Raw genomic sequence first — 16345 nt, 5'->3', positions numbered from 1 at the left:
CCCACACAAGCGGGCACTGAATCGTCCAACATCTTGGAGGCCCCCCCGTGCGGATGGGCGCTACATAAATCAAACCGGCACCACGACGGCACACTGCCATGCCCGCTCACGCCGCAGGAGCGCCACAATGGTGCGCGATACGTGAACTGAAGCCCCTACCGCCCCCGTCAGTGCGGTTTTTTTGACTTAGGCACAGCCCTTGCTATCTCCAGTGCAACGCCCCCTTAACAGCCATCCAACAAAAATCGGCACGGAGACAGCACTATGAAGCGTCGCAGCTTGATCAAGGCTTTCACTCTTTCGGCATCCATTGCCGCCATGGGCCTGACCTGGACCGTGCAGGCCGCCGAGACCATCAAGGTCGGCATCCTGCACTCGCTGTCCGGCACCATGGCCATCTCCGAAACGTCGCTCAAAGACATGGCGTTGATGACCATCGACGAAATCAACGCCAAGGGCGGTGTGAACGGCAAGATGCTCGAACCCGTGGTAGTCGATCCGGCGTCGAACTGGCCCCTGTTTGCAGAGAAAGGCCGGCAGTTGCTGACCCAGGACAAGGTCGCCGTGGTGTTCGGCTGCTGGACTTCGGTGTCGCGTAAATCCGTACTGCCAGTGTTCGAAGAACTCAACGGCCTGCTGTTCTACCCGGTGCAATACGAAGGCGAAGAGATGTCGCCAAACGTGTTCTACACCGGTGCGGCACCGAACCAGCAGGCGATTCCTGCAGTGGAATACCTGATGAGCGAAGAAGGCGGCAGTGCCAAGCGCTTCTTCCTGCTGGGCACGGACTACGTGTACCCGCGCACCACCAACAAGATTCTGCGCTCGTTCCTGCATTCCAAAGGCGTAGCCGATAAAGACATCGAAGAGGTCTACACACCGTTCGGCCACGCCGATTACCAGACCATCGTCGCCAACATCAAGAAGTTCTCCGCCGGCGGCAAGACCGCTGTGATCTCTACCGTCAACGGCGACTCCAACGTGCCGTTCTACAAAGAGCTGGCCAACCAGGGCTTGAAAGCCACCGAGGTGCCAGTGGTCGCGTTCTCCGTCGGTGAAGAAGAACTGCGCGGCATCGACACCAAGCCGCTGGTGGGCAACCTCGCCGCCTGGAACTACTTCCAGTCGGTGGAGAACCCGGTGAACAAGAAATTCGTCGCCGACTGGAAAGCCTATGCCAAGGCGCACAACCTGCCGGGCGCGGATAAGGCGGTGACCAACGACCCGATGGAAGCCACTTACGTGGGCATCCATATGTGGGCGCAGGCCGCCGAGAAGGCCAAGTCCACCGATGTCGATAAAGTGCGTGAAGCCCTGGCCGGCCAGACCTTCGCCGCACCGTCGGGCTTCACCCTGACCATGGACAAGACCAACCACCACCTGCACAAGCCGGTGATGATCGGCGAAATCCAGGCTGACGGTCAGTTCTCGGTGGTGTGGCAGACCCAGGAGCCGATCCGCGCCCAACCGTGGAGCCCTTACATTCCGGGCAATGACAAGAAGCCGGATTACGCAGTGAAGAGCAACTGAGTCCCACCACAGATCAATGCGGGAGGGGGCACGCCCTCTCCCACAATTGACCGCGCATGATCAGGACATTCTGTTATGCCTACTGCCCTGTACCGCTTCATCCTCGCGGCCTTGCTGCTACTGCCTCTGACCTCACACGCCAGCGACGCCGAAGACTTCATCAACGCCACCCCCACGCAGCAAGCCAAACTGCTCCAGGACTGGGCCGCCCAGCCCGACCCTGCGCGCATCGAACTGGTGGATGCCCTGCAACAAGGCCAGCTCACGCTCAACGGTGAAACCCGGAGCGTGCGCCTGAACAACCGCCTGCGCGGCCTGATCGACAACGTGCAAGCCAGCCAGCAACTGCTCGCCGCCGACCCCAAGCTGCGTTTGGCCGCAGCCATTACCCTGCAAAAAAGCGCGCAACCGGCGCAACTCAAATTCCTCGACCAACGCGTCGCCGCCGAAACGGATGAAGGCGTGCACACTGCCCTGAGCCTGGCCCTGGCCAATCTGCAATTGGTCGACCCTGACCCCGCAGTGCGCCTGGCGGCCGTGCGTTTGCTGGGCAGCACCGGCGACCCGCTGGCGCGCACCCGCCTCGAGGCGCTGCTCGCTCCCGGCGTGGAAACTGATGCGGCCGTGCACACCGCCGCCGAAACCAGCCTGGCGCAGGTCAAGCGTAAATTGATGGTGGGCGAACTGCTCGGCCAGGCGTTCAGCGGCATGTCGCTTGGCTCGATCCTGTTGCTCGCGGCGCTCGGCCTGGCGATCACCTTTGGCCTGCTCGGCGTGATCAACATGGCCCACGGTGAGATGCTGATGCTCGGCGCCTACTCGACCTACGTGGTGCAACTGATGATGCAGCGCTATGTGCCGCAAGCCATCGAGTTCTACCCACTGATTGCACTGCCGGTGGCGTTTTTTGTCACCGCCGCCATCGGCATGGCCCTGGAACGCACGGTGATTCGTCACCTCTATGGCCGCCCGCTGGAAACCCTGCTCGCCACCTGGGGCATCAGCCTGATGCTGATCCAACTGGTGCGCTTGGTGTTCGGCGCCCAGAACGTCGAAGTGTCCAACCCCGCGTGGCTGTCCGGTGGTATCCAGGTGCTGCCCAACCTGGTGCTGCCCTACAACCGCATCGTGATCATCGCCTTTGCCCTGTGCGTGGTGGTGCTGACCTGGTTGCTGCTGAACAAGACGCGCCTGGGCCTGAACGTGCGCGCCGTCACCCAGAACCGCAACATGGCCGCCTGCTGCGGTGTGCCCACCGGGCGTGTGGACATGCTCGCCTTTGGCCTGGGTTCCGGCATCGCAGGCTTGGGTGGCGTGGCGCTGAGCCAGATCGGCAACGTCGGCCCGGACCTGGGCCAGAGCTACATCATCGACTCGTTCCTGGTGGTGGTACTCGGCGGTGTCGGCCAACTGGCCGGCAGCGTGACGGCGGCCTTCGGGCTGGGCATCGCCAACAAGATCCTTGAACCGCAGATCGGTGCGGTGCTCGGCAAGATCCTGATCCTCGCGCTGATCATTCTGTTTATCCAGAAACGCCCGCAGGGACTCTTCGCACTGAAAGGACGGGTGATCGACTGATGAACCAACCATTGATGCTGACGGCCACGCAAAAGGCCGGCCCCACGCTGACGATTGCGCTCGGCGGGTTGATCCTCGCCGTGCTGCTCGCGCTGCCGCTGCTGTCATTGTTGCCGCCGGAAAACGCTTTGCATGTTTCGGCCTACACCTTGACCCTGGTGGGCAAGATCCTCTGCTATGCCATTGTCGCCCTCGCGCTGGACCTGGTGTGGGGTTACGCGGGCATGTTGTCCCTCGGTCACGGCCTGTTCTTCGCGCTGGGCGGTTACGCCATGGGCATGTACCTGATGCGCCAAGCCTCCGGGGATGAGTTACCGGCGTTCATGACCTTTTTGTCGTGGACCGAACTGCCCTGGTACTGGATCGGCACCGAACACTTCCTCTGGGCGCTGTGCCTGGTGGTATTGGCGCCGGGCCTGCTGGCGCTGGTATTCGGTTTCTTCGCGTTTCGCTCGCGGATCAAGGGCGTGTATTTCTCGATCATGACCCAGGCCCTGACCTTTGCCGGGATGCTGCTGTTCTTTCGCAACGAGACCGGGTTTGGCGGCAACAACGGCTTCACCAACTTTCGCAGCATCCTCGGGTTCGGCATTACTGAGCCCGGCACCCGAGCCGTGTTGTTTGTCGCAACGGTGCTGTTGCTGGTGGCGAGTCTGTTCATCGGCTGGCGGTTGGCCAAGAGCAAGTTCGGCCGGGTGCTCACGGCCCTGCGTGACGCGGAAAACCGCCTGATGTTCTGCGGCTACGACCCGCGTGGCTTCAAGCTGTTCGTGTGGGTACTGAGCGCGGTGCTGTGTGGGTTGGCCGGGGCGTTATATGTGCCGCAAGTGGGCATCATCAACCCCAGCGAAATGTCGCCGACCAACTCCATCGAAGCGGCTGTGTGGGTGGCCTTGGGCGGGCGCGGCACGCTGATCGGCCCGCTGCTCGGTGCCGGCGTGGTCAACGGCATGAAGAGCTGGTTCACCGTGGCATTCCCGGAATACTGGCTGTTCTTCCTCGGGGCGCTGTTCATCATCGTCACCCTGTACCTGCCCAAGGGCGTTATCGGCTTGCTGAAGAAATGAGGAACGTCATGCTTGAACCCATTTTCGATGCCGGCAGTGGCCGCGATGCCATCGGCCTTGGTCAGGCCGCAGGCAAGGGTCTGAATACCCGCCACGGCACCATTCTGACCCTTGAAAGCATCAGCGTGAGCTTCGATGGTTTCAAGGCACTCAACGACCTGAACCTGTACATCGGCGTAGGGGAACTGCGCTGCATCATCGGCCCCAACGGCGCGGGCAAGACCACGCTGATGGATGTGATCACCGGCAAGACCCGCCCCAGCCACGGCAATGCCTGGTTCGGCGAAACCCTGGACTTGACCGGCATGAGCGAAGTACAGATCGCCCAGGCCGGTATCGGCCGCAAATTCCAGAAACCCACAGTGTTCGAAGCCCTCAGCGTGTTCGAAAACCTGGAGCTGGCGCAAAAGACCGACAAGTCGGTATGGGCCAGCCTGCGCGCGCGCCTGAGCGGCGAACAGAAAGACCGTATCGACGAAGTCCTCGACACCATCCGCCTCACCGCCTCGGTGCAGCGCCCGGCCGGGCTCTTGTCCCACGGCCAGAAGCAGTTTCTGGAAATCGGCATGCTGCTGATGCAAGACCCGCAACTGTTGCTGCTGGACGAACCGGTGGCGGGTATGACCGATGCCGAAACCGAATTCACCGCCGAACTGTTCAAGCGCCTGGCGGGCAAGCATTCGCTGATGGTGGTGGAACACGATATGGGCTTTGTCGGCTCGATTGCCGACCACGTCACCGTGTTGCACCAGGGCAGCGTGCTGGCTGAAGGGTCGCTGGAGCAGGTACAGGCCGACGAGCGGGTTATTGAGGTGTATTTGGGGCGGTGAACATTGGCCATCTGCTAGCGCCAAGCTTTAAGCGGCAAGTAAAGGCAACCACTGAAAACACCCGCGCTCACTTGCAGCTTGAAGCCTGCCGCTTGAAGCCCAACTAACGGAGTTCCAATGCTACAAGTACAACACCTGCATCAATATTACGGCGGTAGCCACATCCTGCGCGGGCTGTCCTTCGAGGTGAAGATCGGCGAAGTGACTTGCCTGCTCGGCCGCAACGGCGTGGGCAAGACGACCCTGCTCAAGTGCCTGATGGGCCTGTTGCCGGCCAAGGAAGGCGCAGTCAATTGGGAGGGCAAGGCCATCACCGGGTTCAAGCCGCACCAGCGCGTACAAGCCGGTATCGCCTACGTGCCCCAAGGCCGGGAGATTTTTGCGCGCCTGACGGTGGAAGAAAACCTGCTGATGGGGCTTTCACGCTTTCCAGGCGCCGAAGCCAAGGAAGTGCCGGCCTTTATCTACGAGTTGTTCCCGGTATTACTGCAAATGAAGCATCGGCGCGGCGGCGACTTGTCCGGCGGTCAGCAACAACAGCTCGCCATAGGCCGGGCCTTGGCCAGCCGCCCCCGTCTGCTGATTCTCGATGAGCCCACCGAAGGCATCCAGCCGTCGGTGATCAAGGAAATTGGCGCGGTTATCAAGCAATTGGCCGCACGCGGTGACATGGCGATCCTGCTGGTGGAGCAGTTCTATGACTTCGCCGCGGAGCTGGCCGACCAGTACCTGGTGATGTCCCGTGGCGAAATCGTCCAGCAGGGACGCGGTGAACATATGGAAAGCGAGGGCGTGCGCGGCCTGGTAACCATCTAAGGGACCTGCCCACGGAACGGTATCGCGGCTTTATGGCCGGCCCATCCGTGAACAGCCACATCCTGTGCACCTTCGCACCACGACGTAGCGCCGCATCGTCGAGGCCCATGAACGGCGGGCTGCGCAGGAAGCACGGCGCGCACCAACATGGAGCTGCCACGCACGCTTTCAGTGCAAAAGCGCGAGCCGCGCCGTTGTCGGCCCCCCACCCGCTGGGCAGGTGCCACGGGCACAAGGCTTGCAACGCGGTATCAGGCACGCATGAAATCTTCCTGCTCAAGCTGTGCGCACGCCCGTTACGTTCTACTCTCCAGTGTCCGAATAATAAGCATCAACCATGAACCAGCCCGTTTCTCCTGCCCTGTTCACCCCCAGCTGGCATGCCGCGCTGGAACTCGGCTACGCGCGTTTCGGCGACACCACACGCCCGGTGATGCGTCGCCACCTCGGCCCGCTGCGGGTGCAAAAGCACTTGTATGCTGAAGGCCCCGAGGTGTGCCAACACATCATCGTGCACCCGCCGGGAGGTATCGCCGGGGGCGACCGCCTGGCGATCAGCGCACAGGTGGGTGAAGGCGCCTGGGTCCAGTTGACCAGCCCCGGCGCGGCAAAGTGGTACCGCGCCGGCAGCCCGGCATTCCAGCACCTGGCCTTGACCGTCGAAGCCGGCGCGACACTGGAATGGCTGCCCCAGGAAACCATCGTGTTCAGCGCCGCCCAAGCCGAGCTCAGCACCCGGATCGACCTGCACGGTGACGCTCGTCTGTTTTACTGGGACGTAGTCGCCCTGGGCCGCCCGGCCAGCCACGAACGCTTCGACCTCGGCCACTTTCAATCGCACCTGGATATCCGCCGCGACGGCCGGTTGCTCTGGCATGAGCGCCAGCGCATTGTGGGTGCCGACGGTTTGCTCGACTCGCCCATCGGCCTGGACGGGCAGCCGGTATTCGCGACGTTGCTGCTGACCGCCGACATCACCCCTGAATTACTGGAAACCTGCCGCGCCCTGCCCCACGCGGTGCGCGGCGACTTGACCCAATTGCCTGGCCTGCTGGTCGCCCGCTGCCTGGCCAGCGAAGCGCTGCTGGCGCGTGCCTGGCTGATCGATTTATGGCGGCTGCTGCGCCCGGCGACGCTGGGCCGGGAAGCCGTTTCACCGCGAATCTGGAGCACCTGAACCATGGACCTGACCCCACGGGAAAAAGACAAACTGCTGATCTTCACCGCAGGCTTGGTCGCCGAACGGCGTCTGGCGCGCGGCGTAAAGCTCAACTACCCGGAAACCATCGCCTACATCTCCGCCGCCTTGATGGAGGGCGCCCGCGACGGACGCACCGTGGCCGACTTGATGCACTACGGCACCACCCTGCTCAGCCGTGAGCAAGTGATGGAGGGCATCCCGGAGATGATCCCGGATATCCAGGTGGAAGCGACCTTCCCCGACGGCACCAAACTGGTCACCGTCCACCAACCCATCGCCTGAGGCACGGCCATGATTCGTGATGCAACCGAACAGGATCTGCCGGCGATCCGCGATATCTATAACGATGCGGTGCGCAACACCACGGCGATCTGGAACGAACAGCCGGTGGACCTGGCCAACCGCCTGGCCTGGTTCACTGCGCGCCAGGCCCAGGGTTATCCGGTGCTGGTGTCCATCGAAAACGACGAAGTCACCGGCTACGCCTCGTTCGGCGACTGGCGGCCGTTCGAAGGTTTTCGCTACAGCGTCGAGCATTCGGTATACGTGCGCAGCGACCAACGCGGCAAAGGCGCCGGGCCACGCCTGATGGAGGTCCTGATCGCGCGCGCGCGGACCTGCGGCAAACACGTCATGGTTGCCGCCATCGAAAGCGGCAACCAGGCCTCGATCCGCCTGCATGAACGCCAGGGTTTCATAACGACCGGGCAGATGCCCCAAGTGGGTATCAAGTTTGGCCGCTGGCTGGACCTGACCTTTATGCAACTGGCTCTGAACCCGGGTGCCGAGCCACCCAAGGAGTGAAAGCGATGAGCGCCACGCATCTGCGTCGAGTGAATGCCGAAAGTTTTGCCCATTACCGCCAGGGCCTGATTGGGCTGTTGCTCGACGCGGTCAAGCACGGCGCCAGCGTAGGGTTCATGGCTGACTTTGATGATGCCCAGGCCCGCGCCTATCTGAGCGGCGTGCAGGCCAGTATCGAGGAAGGCAGCCTGTTGCTGTGGGTGGTGGTACGTGATGAACAGGTGATCGCCAGCGTGCAGTTGGCGCTCTGCCAGAAGGCCAACGGCCTGAACCGCGCCGAAGTGCAGAAGCTGCTGGTGCACAGCAGCGCGCGGCGTCATGGCCTGGGCCAACAACTGATGAACACCCTGGAACTCACCGCCCGCCAGCATAAACGCGGCCTGCTGTACCTGGACACCGAAGCCGGCTCGGCCGCCGAAGCCTTCTACCAGGCACTGCGCTACACCAAGGTCGGTGAGCTGCCCAATTACTGCCAAAGCCCGGACGGGCGCTACAGCCCGACCGCCATCTACTTCAAGACCCTGGGGCAACCTGCATGATTCCTGGCGAATATCAGATCCAGCCTGGCGAGATCGAACTCAATGTGGGCCGACGCACCGTCAGCCTGAGCGTGGCCAATAGTGGTGACCGGCCGATCCAGGTCGGCTCGCATTATCATTTTTTCGAGACCAATGACGCGCTGACGTTTGACCGCGCCGCCAGCCGTGGCATGCGCCTGAATATCCCGGCGGGCACGGCGGTGCGGTTTGAGCCGGGACAGAGTCGCGAGGTCGAGTTGGTGGATTTGAGCGGTGGGCGGCGGGTATTTGGGTTCGCCGGTCGGATCATGGGCGACCTTTAGGGCCTCATCGGGGCGGTGCGACGATTCGACTTGCCCCGACAGCGGTTTCACATTCAACGCAAATATTTCAGGGCACACACATGAAAATCAGCCGCCAAGCCTACGCCGACATGTACGGCCCCACCGTGGGCGACAAGGTCCGCCTGGCCGACACCGAGCTGTTCGTCGAAGTGGAACAGGACTTCACCACCTACGGCGAAGAAGTGAAATTCGGCGGCGGCAAGGTGATCCGCGATGGCCAGGGCCAGAGCCAGCTGCTGGCCCATGAAGTGGTCGACACCGTGATTACCAATGCGCTGATCATCGACCACTGGGGCATCGTCAAGGCCGATGTCGGTTTGAAGAACGGCCGTATCGCTGCCATCGGCAAAGCCGGTAACCCCGATATCCAGCCCGGCGTGACCCTCGCCATCGGCGCCAGCACCGAAGTGATCGCCGGCGAAGGCATGATCCTCACCGCCGGCGGCATCGACAGCCATGTGCACTTCATTTGCCCGCAGCAGATCGAAGAAGCGCTGACCAGTGGCGTTACCACCATGATCGGCGGCGGCACCGGACCTGCCACCGGCACCAACGCCACCACCTGCACCTCCGGGCCATGGCACCTGGCGCGCATGCTCCAGGCCAGCGACTCGTTCCCGATGAACATCGGTTTTACCGGCAAAGGTAATGCGAGCCTGCCGGAGCCGTTGATCGAACAGGTCAAGGCTGGCGCCATCGGCTTGAAGCTGCATGAAGACTGGGGCACCACCCCGGCGAGTATCGACAACTGCCTCAGCGTGGCCGATGAGTACGATGTGCAGGTGGCGATCCATAGCGACACGCTCAATGAGTCCGGCTTCGTCGAAACCACCCTTGCCGCGCTCAAGGGACGCACCATCCACACCTACCACACCGAAGGTGCCGGTGGCGGCCATGCGCCGGACATCATCAAGGCCTGCGGTTTCCCCAACGTGCTGCCCAGCTCCACCAACCCGACGCGACCTTTCACGCGCAACACCATCGATGAGCACCTCGACATGCTGATGGTCTGCCATCACCTGGACCCGAGCATTGCCGAAGACGTGGCGTTTGCCGAAAGCCGTATCCGGCGCGAAACCATCGCTGCCGAAGATATCCTGCACGACCTCGGCGCGTTCTCCATGATCAGCTCCGATAGCCAGGCCATGGGCCGCGTCGGCGAAGTCATCACGCGCACCTGGCAGACCGCCGACAAGATGAAAAAGCAGCGCGGCGCCTTGCCCGGCGACGGCGCGGGCAACGACAACTTCCGCATCAAGCGCTATATCGCCAAGTACACCATCAACCCGGCGATCACTCACGGTATCAGCCATGAAGTAGGTTCGATCGAAGTGGGTAAGTGGGCCGACCTGGTGCTGTGGCGCCCGGCGTTTTTCGGGGTCAAGCCGACCTTGATTCTCAAAGGCGGGGCGATTGCATCGAGCCTGATGGGCGACGCCAACGCGTCGATTCCCACACCGCAACCGGTGCACTACCGCCCGATGTTCGCCAGCTTCGGCAGCTCGCTGCAGGCCACCAGCCTGACGTTTATCAGCCAGGCGGCGTACGACGCCGGGTTACCCGCGACGCTGGGGCTGAAGAAACAGATCGGCGTGGTCAAGGGCTGTCGCACGGTACAGAAAACCGACCTGATCCATAACGACTACCTGCCGCACATCGACGTCGACCCGCAAACCTATCAGGTCAAGGCCGACGGCGTATTGCTGTGGTGCGAGCCGGCGGAAACGCTGCCGATGGCGCAGCGCTATTTTCTGTTTTAACCCGCGTCAAGCTCCTCGCGGGTCAATGCTTCGATCAGGCCAGCTTCTTCGATCGCCAGTTGTGCCTGCAGATCCCTGGCCTGCGCCGCGTATTCGTCGGCGGTCAGCAGGCCGGTCGCGGACTGCTCGTGCAGCACCGAAAGACGCGCCTAATATGGCTTGGTCAAGGCGTCAAACTGCGTGCGGTATTTATGCGTCACGTAGTCAAGCCAGAAATCCCGGGACAACAGCGCTTCGAACTCCTGCGGCGAGTCGTTGAGTTCGAGCACCCGGGTGCGAGCGCTGTCGAGCATCGCCTGGCTGACCTTGCCCATGCCGGTGAAGCGTACCTGCTCGGGTTGACCAGGCAAGTCGAGCTGGTCCGTGCCCTTGAGGCCGAACCGATAAGCCAGGCGGATTTCGACCTCTTCCAGGCGGCCTATGCGCCGGGCCTTCTCTGCATCGCTCAAATGCGCTGTGGCATTGATCGCAGCGGTCCGTTCGGCAATGTCGTTGAGGGCGATTTTTTCCACCTCGTCCAGGCGGAACAACCCCCGCGCCAGTGTGCGCAACGCCGCGCCCTGGGTCGCATCGGTGGCGGCTGCCCGTGCCCTGTAGACCATCGCCATGACTTCGACGTTGCTGAACGACAACGCCGCCCGGTCACAACACGCCGGCCGACCGGCCCAGTCGAACATCTGCTCGCGCAGGCGCTCCGACTCGCTGCTGTTTTGCGTGATGCAGTCGATCACCTCCCAGACCCGGTCCTGCAGGTTGGCATGGCGCTCGCTGACCACCGTCAGATCGGCCAGCATCCGAAAAAAACCCTCGCTCCCCGGCTGCTCCCGCAATGCCAGCCATTGGGCCCTGCGCATGGCCGTTTGCTCCGCGGAAAAACCCAGGTTCCAGTGTTCGAAATCAACTCCCGGGGCCACCTCCAGGCGTTCACGGTGGGCAATGCGCAAGGCCGACTCCACCAACAGATTCGGGCGGCCCGGTACAACCGGCCCGTTCTGTTCGAGACGTTCGGAATAAGCCCGGACCTGCACCCGCGTCGCCTCGCTCAAGGGGTTACCGGTCAGGTTGGCCACCTGGGTCAGCCGTACCGATTGCGCCAGTTGCTCGGGTAGCGGCGCGACGACGAAGTCCGGCAGCGTGGTGATGCGGTTACCGCTCAGGTCAAGCAGGTCCAGCAATGGCTGCTCGGCCAGCCCGGGCGGCCAGACGTCGATGCCGGTGTTTTTCAGGCCCAGCGAACGCATATCGGCAATCCGGCTGAAATCCGGCGCGATGCCCAATGGGTTGTTATCCATCCACAACGCCCGCAGGCTGGTGCGTCCGGCCAGGACCTCGGCGGTCTGCGCGGTCAACTGAATCTGGTTGCTCTGCAAGAACAAGCGCGTCAGCCCGTGCATCTCACCCAGGGCCGGTGGCAGTTCGCGCAGTTGGTTATTCGACAGGTCCAGCCAGCGCACGCCGCGATAGCGCGCCAGGAAGCCTTCGGGAGAGGCGCTCAACGCCATCCCGCTGAGCTTGAGTGAACCGACATGGGAAAAATCCGCATCCAGGTCCGGCAGGCTCGGCAGCCGTAGATTGCTCAGGTCCAGCTCCAGACCGAATGGAGTCCCGTCATTGGCCAGTTTCATCGGCGTTTCGCGGCGCCAGCATTGCAGGATGCGCGATTTGGCAATGTAGCGGTCATCCCGCGTCGTCGCGTTGCTGCGCAGTTGATCGGAGCGAATATAGCGCTCACTTGCGCCACCACCCGAGAAGGCCCAGGCGTTGAGCTGTTCGGTCAGCCTGTCGAACTCGGTCGCTCGTCGCGCCAACTCCGCGTCGGCACCCTCGCCCAGGCTCCAGATCAGCTCTCTGGCGGCCCTGATGGTTTTGTCCGGGTACATGCGCTGCACCGTCACAATGGCCGGGGACTCGACGGAAAACGCATCGGTAATGCTGCTCTGTGCCAGCTCAGGTGCCACCTCGCCCAAGCGCTTCCAATAGTTATCCACTTCAACCATGCAGGCCTCGGAGAACGGGTTGCCGCCGATCACCGTCGCGTTATTGATCTGGATAATCCGCTGGAAGTGCTCGGCCTGTGGGTAGAGGTGTTCTCTGGGGATTTCGCTCAGTTGGTTGTTGCGCAGGTCCACCCGTTGCAGCTCGGTCTGGCTAAGCAGGCCGCGGGGCCACTGGCTGATGCCGGTATTGCTCAGGTCGAGGAATTTGAGGCGCTGCAGGGCGCTGAAATCCGGCGTCATGTGCAGCGGGTTGCCTGCCAGGTCGAGGCTTTGCAGTTGATCCAGCCCGGCGAGTTTTTCGGCGCTGGCGTCGGTCAGGCGAATGCGGTTGCCGCGCAAGCGCAGATGCGTCAGCTGGCGCAGGTCGCCGACGATATCGGGTAGCTCCGTCAGACCGGTATCGCTGATGCGCAGCTCGCGGATGTGCATGAAGTTTTTCAGGAAGGTCTGAGTGTCGGCATTCCAGATGATTTTGCCGAGGGCCAGTTCCTGCACATGGCTGAAACCGGCGGTCAGTGCCGGCAAGCGGGTCGGAGCCGTCGTCGAGAGGTCCAATTCGTCGCCGGTCTCGCACCGCCAACACCGAAGGATCTCCATGGCGAGGCGCGCTGTGCTGCCGTCGGGCTGGGCGTCGGTGGCTCGTACCCAGGTCTTCAGGCTTTGCTTCAGGTTGAAGTAATCGGCCTCCAATTGCGTCAACCGGATACGCACATCGGCGCCCAGGGACTGGACGTATGCGCCGACATCGACGTCGGAAAACGACGGAAACAAGCGTCGCACCCGCGACTCGTCGCTGCGCAGCGTGTTCATCAGTTGCTTGAAACCGCGCCCACCACCGAGCAGGCGCATCGTGGGGTCAATGACCGGACGGCGCAACGGGTGCTCGAGCAGCACCGTACGCAACGGCTCCCGAGGCAAAGGGTTGCGCAGGATCGCCGATTTTAACTGCGTCACGCGGGTGAAATTCAGCGCCTGCCGTTCCGCCGGGGTGAGCACCTGCCAAAGCGCGGTGTAGACGTCGCGGCCTTGAAACTGCCCTTCGGCATCACGCACCAAGGGCCGCGACGCAGTGGCCTGGGGATGGCCGATGGCATCCAGCACCTGGCCTTCGGCAAAATACTCACGCAGCTCCAGACGGGTACCGCGCAGCCAGCCCGGCAACAGTTCCAGGGTGCGCAGCACGAGGCGATCACTGTCGAGATTGCCCATCGAATCGAGAAACAGGCCTTCGTAGGCACGGGATACGCGGACCTCCTGATCGCTCCAGCGCAGACGCTCATTGATCGGCCCGGGCAGGCGCCGATGGCTGCGAAAACCTTGCAGGTCGTCGGCGCTCATCGCGTCAAGCAACAGCCTGGCTACCGGTGCCGGTAATTGGGGATAACTGTTGAGCACGCGCTGTACATCAACGTCGGCGCAGCAGTTCTGCGCCTTGTAGCGCTCCTCCAGCAGCGAACCTTTGAGCTGCTCGGCGGTGTCGGCCAGGGAGAGGCGTAATTGGCCAGCGCGCTCGCCAAGCGACTGCGAGGCTTCGCCGGGTATTTCCTGAAGCACGGGATCGCTGGCTTGCAGGGTGTGCAGCACCTGCTCGAGTAACTCACCGCGGGCCTGTTGCGCCGAATCGAGCGCGACGACCCGGCGAAGCTCTGACGCGGGCGCAGGGTCGTTCCACAATTCGCGTCCGTCACTGCCGAGCACACGTAGCGAGGGCTCGCTGGAGAGCATGCCGCGGCGTTTCATCAGGTCCAGTTGCAGTGCCGGATCGGCCTTGGCGTAGGTCGCTGGGTCACTACTGCGCAGTTGTTCGATGCAGATTTCCAGCTCGCGATGCAAGGTGAAACGTTTGAAGCTGTCGGCCAGCAACAGCGGCGTGGCCTGCTGGTCGAAACACATTTCACGCAGGGCCTCGGTCTCGACTCCACTGGCCAGGCGCGCCTGCTGCAACCGCTCGGCACTCAGGCCGGCGGCAGGTTGGCCCAGTCGTCGCAGCAGAGTGGCCTCATCCCATGCCAGCGGGTCTTCGCCTTCATGGGTCCAGGCACCTTCACCGTTGTGCTCCAGCAGGGGGCGATAGGCATCCTCGCGGGTCGGGTGCTGTACACGGTACTGGCCGGTAGTGGTTTCCTGCTCGACCCGATAGCACTCACCGTCAAGGGCCAACACGGGTTTTCCCTCGTGGCGGTACAGGCCCAGGCCGTCGGTTTTGGCATCCGCGGCCAACTGAATATTGGTTTTGTAGCGAGACAAGTCCGGGGACCACAGCTTTTGCTTGCCGTCGGCCAGGAGCACCGGCTTGAGGGCATCCACCACACCGGACATTTGTACATGGGGCAGCACAGTGGCACCGGTGCCGAGCAGGGCGACGTTCAGCGCAACGCCGGAAAAGTGCGCCCACATTTCACGGGTTTCGCCTTGCTCCCAGGCTTCTATGCCCTCGTACACCTCCTCGCACATCTGCACGGCGCCCACCGCCAGCATGATCGGGCCCAGCCCCGGCACCACGAAGGCGGCCAGGTTGAACACGCTAAGCACGGCGTCCTTGAACCCCTCCAGGCGTGCCGAACGGGCCTTGGCGTCTTCGTCATCGGTGGGTACCGCCACGGCGCGTGCATCGGCAAGGATTTTGTCGACGCTCGCCTGGTAGCGGTGCTGCCACAGATCGCCTTTGATGGTCGCTTCGTCCATCGCCAGCTCAGCCGGTTTGACCGTCCGCGATGGCCGGCACAGGGCATCGACTTTGTTGAAGAACGCCCCTTGCCTGGACACCGGTACAAACCGGCTGAAAAAGCGCCGGTACTCCATGCTCTTCAAGCGTTCGCCCAAGTCGGCAAGAAACTCGTAAAGGTTGGCGTATTCCTTCAGCGGTTGCTGCGGGTCATCGGGCAAGTACACCACCAGGCGCTCGACCCGCGGCGCGCGTTTGCGCCTTGGCCCGATCAACAACGGCCCGACCAGCTCCACACCCAGTAGTTGCAGGTTGGCGAAAGTGACCGGACGACCATCCAGCATCGGCTCGGGTTTGGCGGCGAGAACCTGCTTGAGCATCTGGTAGACATCATGGCTGATGCCTGCACCGACCAGGTAGCTGTTGGGCTTTGTGGCGAATTGCTGCCAGGCGATTTCGGTGCTCAGCACCAGTTGCTGACGCTGATATTCCTGCAACTGCCGGATGAGCGCCTGGCGTTTTTCTTGCTCCCTGGGTTGCAGGATGTCCTTGATATGTTGCTGGTACAGGCGGCCCAGGTCGAGGCTGCGGCACAGTTTGGCGAACGCGGGCGGCGCAATGGGTTGGACCTGGGAGTTGACCGCCGCAAAATCAGGAATGACGCCGCCGTCGTAACTGCCCCAGCCGGTGATGATTTCGCAGTCGGCGCAACGTGAAGCCTGCTCTTCTCCGGGCAGGAAGTTGGCCAGGGCGGCCTCCAGCAACGAGACGCCCCGGTACTCTTCATCCAGCCGTGAAGTGCGGGTGCGGTCCAGAGTGAAAAACCCATAGAAGTCATTGCGGCTGGCCGGCGCGAATTTGCGCGCGAGGTAGACGTTGCGCACGTCGATATCCAGCTTGAAGCGCTCCTTGATCGCCGCCTTGAGCAAAGGTTCGGCGAATGCCTGGACGTCCTGGATCGTCGCGAGCGTGGCGTCGACCTGATTGAAGATCGTGCGGTATTGGGCATGGCTGGCGGACAGGGCGTTTTTTTGTGTCTGCGAGGCATTTATGTACCAGGCGGGCACTACCAGCGAATGATTGGCCAACTCCTGCTGGCGGGGCAGACGGGCCTGGGAAAACCAGGCAGGGATAGCGCGCTTGAGCAAAGCGCTGTGAATGCCGGGTGAAACGGCGGGGAGGGTGATGTCGGGCATGGTGTCGCTCCAGAAGATTGGAGCACCAGCACATCACGT

The 16345-nt window shown here is 62.6% G+C and carries 13 protein-coding genes; 11 read left to right on the top strand and 2 right to left on the bottom strand.

Annotated elements, in window-relative coordinates; translation table 11 throughout:
- Window positions 1-264 precede the first annotated feature (264 nt).
- The 11 genes from urtA to ureC all read left to right on the top strand — a co-directional run bounded on the left by urtA (window position 265) and on the right by ureC (window position 10448).
- Complete coding sequence (urtA, locus tag EXW71_RS26815; protein ID WP_060755047.1) at window positions 265-1530, top strand: urea ABC transporter substrate-binding protein; 1266 nt, start codon at window positions 265-267, stop codon at window positions 1528-1530.
- 75 nt (window positions 1531-1605) lie between these two features.
- Window positions 1606-3108 (top strand): urea ABC transporter permease subunit UrtB, encoded by a 1503-nt coding sequence (gene urtB, locus EXW71_RS26810; RefSeq protein WP_123716071.1) that lies wholly within the window; start codon window positions 1606-1608, stop codon window positions 3106-3108.
- Window positions 3108-4175 (top strand): urea ABC transporter permease subunit UrtC, encoded by a 1068-nt coding sequence (gene urtC, locus EXW71_RS26805; protein ID WP_134660970.1) that lies wholly within the window; start codon window positions 3108-3110, stop codon window positions 4173-4175. The genes urtB and urtC overlap by 1 nt, the downstream gene beginning before the upstream one ends.
- Window positions 4172-5005 (top strand): urea ABC transporter ATP-binding protein UrtD, encoded by an 834-nt coding sequence (gene urtD / locus EXW71_RS26800; RefSeq protein ID WP_123716073.1) that lies wholly within the window; start codon window positions 4172-4174, stop codon window positions 5003-5005. The genes urtC and urtD overlap by 4 nt, the downstream gene beginning before the upstream one ends.
- A 117-nt stretch (window positions 5006-5122) precedes the next feature.
- Window positions 5123-5821 (top strand): urea ABC transporter ATP-binding subunit UrtE, encoded by a 699-nt coding sequence (gene urtE, locus EXW71_RS26795; RefSeq protein WP_134660971.1) that lies wholly within the window; start codon window positions 5123-5125, stop codon window positions 5819-5821.
- A 337-nt stretch (window positions 5822-6158) separates the two neighbouring features.
- Window positions 6159-6998 (top strand): urease accessory protein UreD, encoded by an 840-nt coding sequence (locus tag EXW71_RS26790; RefSeq protein ID WP_134660972.1) that lies wholly within the window; start codon window positions 6159-6161, stop codon window positions 6996-6998.
- A gap of 3 nt (window positions 6999-7001) precedes the next feature.
- A complete protein-coding gene (gene ureA / locus EXW71_RS26785; RefSeq protein ID WP_003171437.1) occupies window positions 7002-7304 on the top strand; it encodes an urease subunit gamma in 303 nt (100 codons plus the stop codon).
- Window positions 7305-7313: 9 nt separating this feature from the next.
- Entirely contained in the window at window positions 7314-7826 is a 513-nt protein-coding gene (locus tag EXW71_RS26780; protein ID WP_134660973.1) for a GNAT family N-acetyltransferase, read from the top strand.
- Between the two features lie 5 nt (window positions 7827-7831).
- Window positions 7832-8365, top strand: coding sequence for a GNAT family N-acetyltransferase (locus EXW71_RS26775; protein WP_134660974.1), 534 nt, complete (start codon window positions 7832-7834; stop codon window positions 8363-8365).
- Complete coding sequence (locus tag EXW71_RS26770) at window positions 8362-8667, top strand: urease subunit beta (protein WP_123716077.1); 306 nt, start codon at window positions 8362-8364, stop codon at window positions 8665-8667. Before EXW71_RS26775 ends, EXW71_RS26770 begins: the two co-directional genes overlap by 4 nt.
- Before the next feature lie 80 nt (window positions 8668-8747).
- The gene (gene ureC / locus EXW71_RS26765; RefSeq protein WP_123716078.1) at window positions 8748-10448 is read left to right on the top strand and encodes an urease subunit alpha; all 1701 of its coding nucleotides are present in this window, start codon (window positions 8748-8750) and stop codon (window positions 10446-10448) included.
- On the opposite strand, the gene EXW71_RS28855 is transcribed toward ureC, so the two are convergent.
- Window positions 10445-10585, bottom strand: coding sequence for a hypothetical protein (locus tag EXW71_RS28855; protein WP_167659702.1), 141 nt, complete (start codon window positions 10583-10585; stop codon window positions 10445-10447). The two genes, ureC and EXW71_RS28855, sit on opposite strands and share 4 nt — an antisense overlap.
- A 12-nt stretch (window positions 10586-10597) precedes the next feature.
- A complete protein-coding gene (locus tag EXW71_RS26760) occupies window positions 10598-16306 on the bottom strand; it encodes an NEL-type E3 ubiquitin ligase domain-containing protein (RefSeq protein ID WP_134660975.1) in 5709 nt (1902 codons plus the stop codon).
- Window positions 16307-16345: the final 39 nt, after the last annotated feature.

It is taken from the genome of Pseudomonas sp. BCA17, from assembly GCF_004519405.1.
GTDB lineage: Bacteria > Pseudomonadota > Gammaproteobacteria > Pseudomonadales > Pseudomonadaceae > Aquipseudomonas.
Note: the sequence above shows the minus strand (reverse complement) of the source record. Positions and strands in the feature narration are given on the sequence as shown.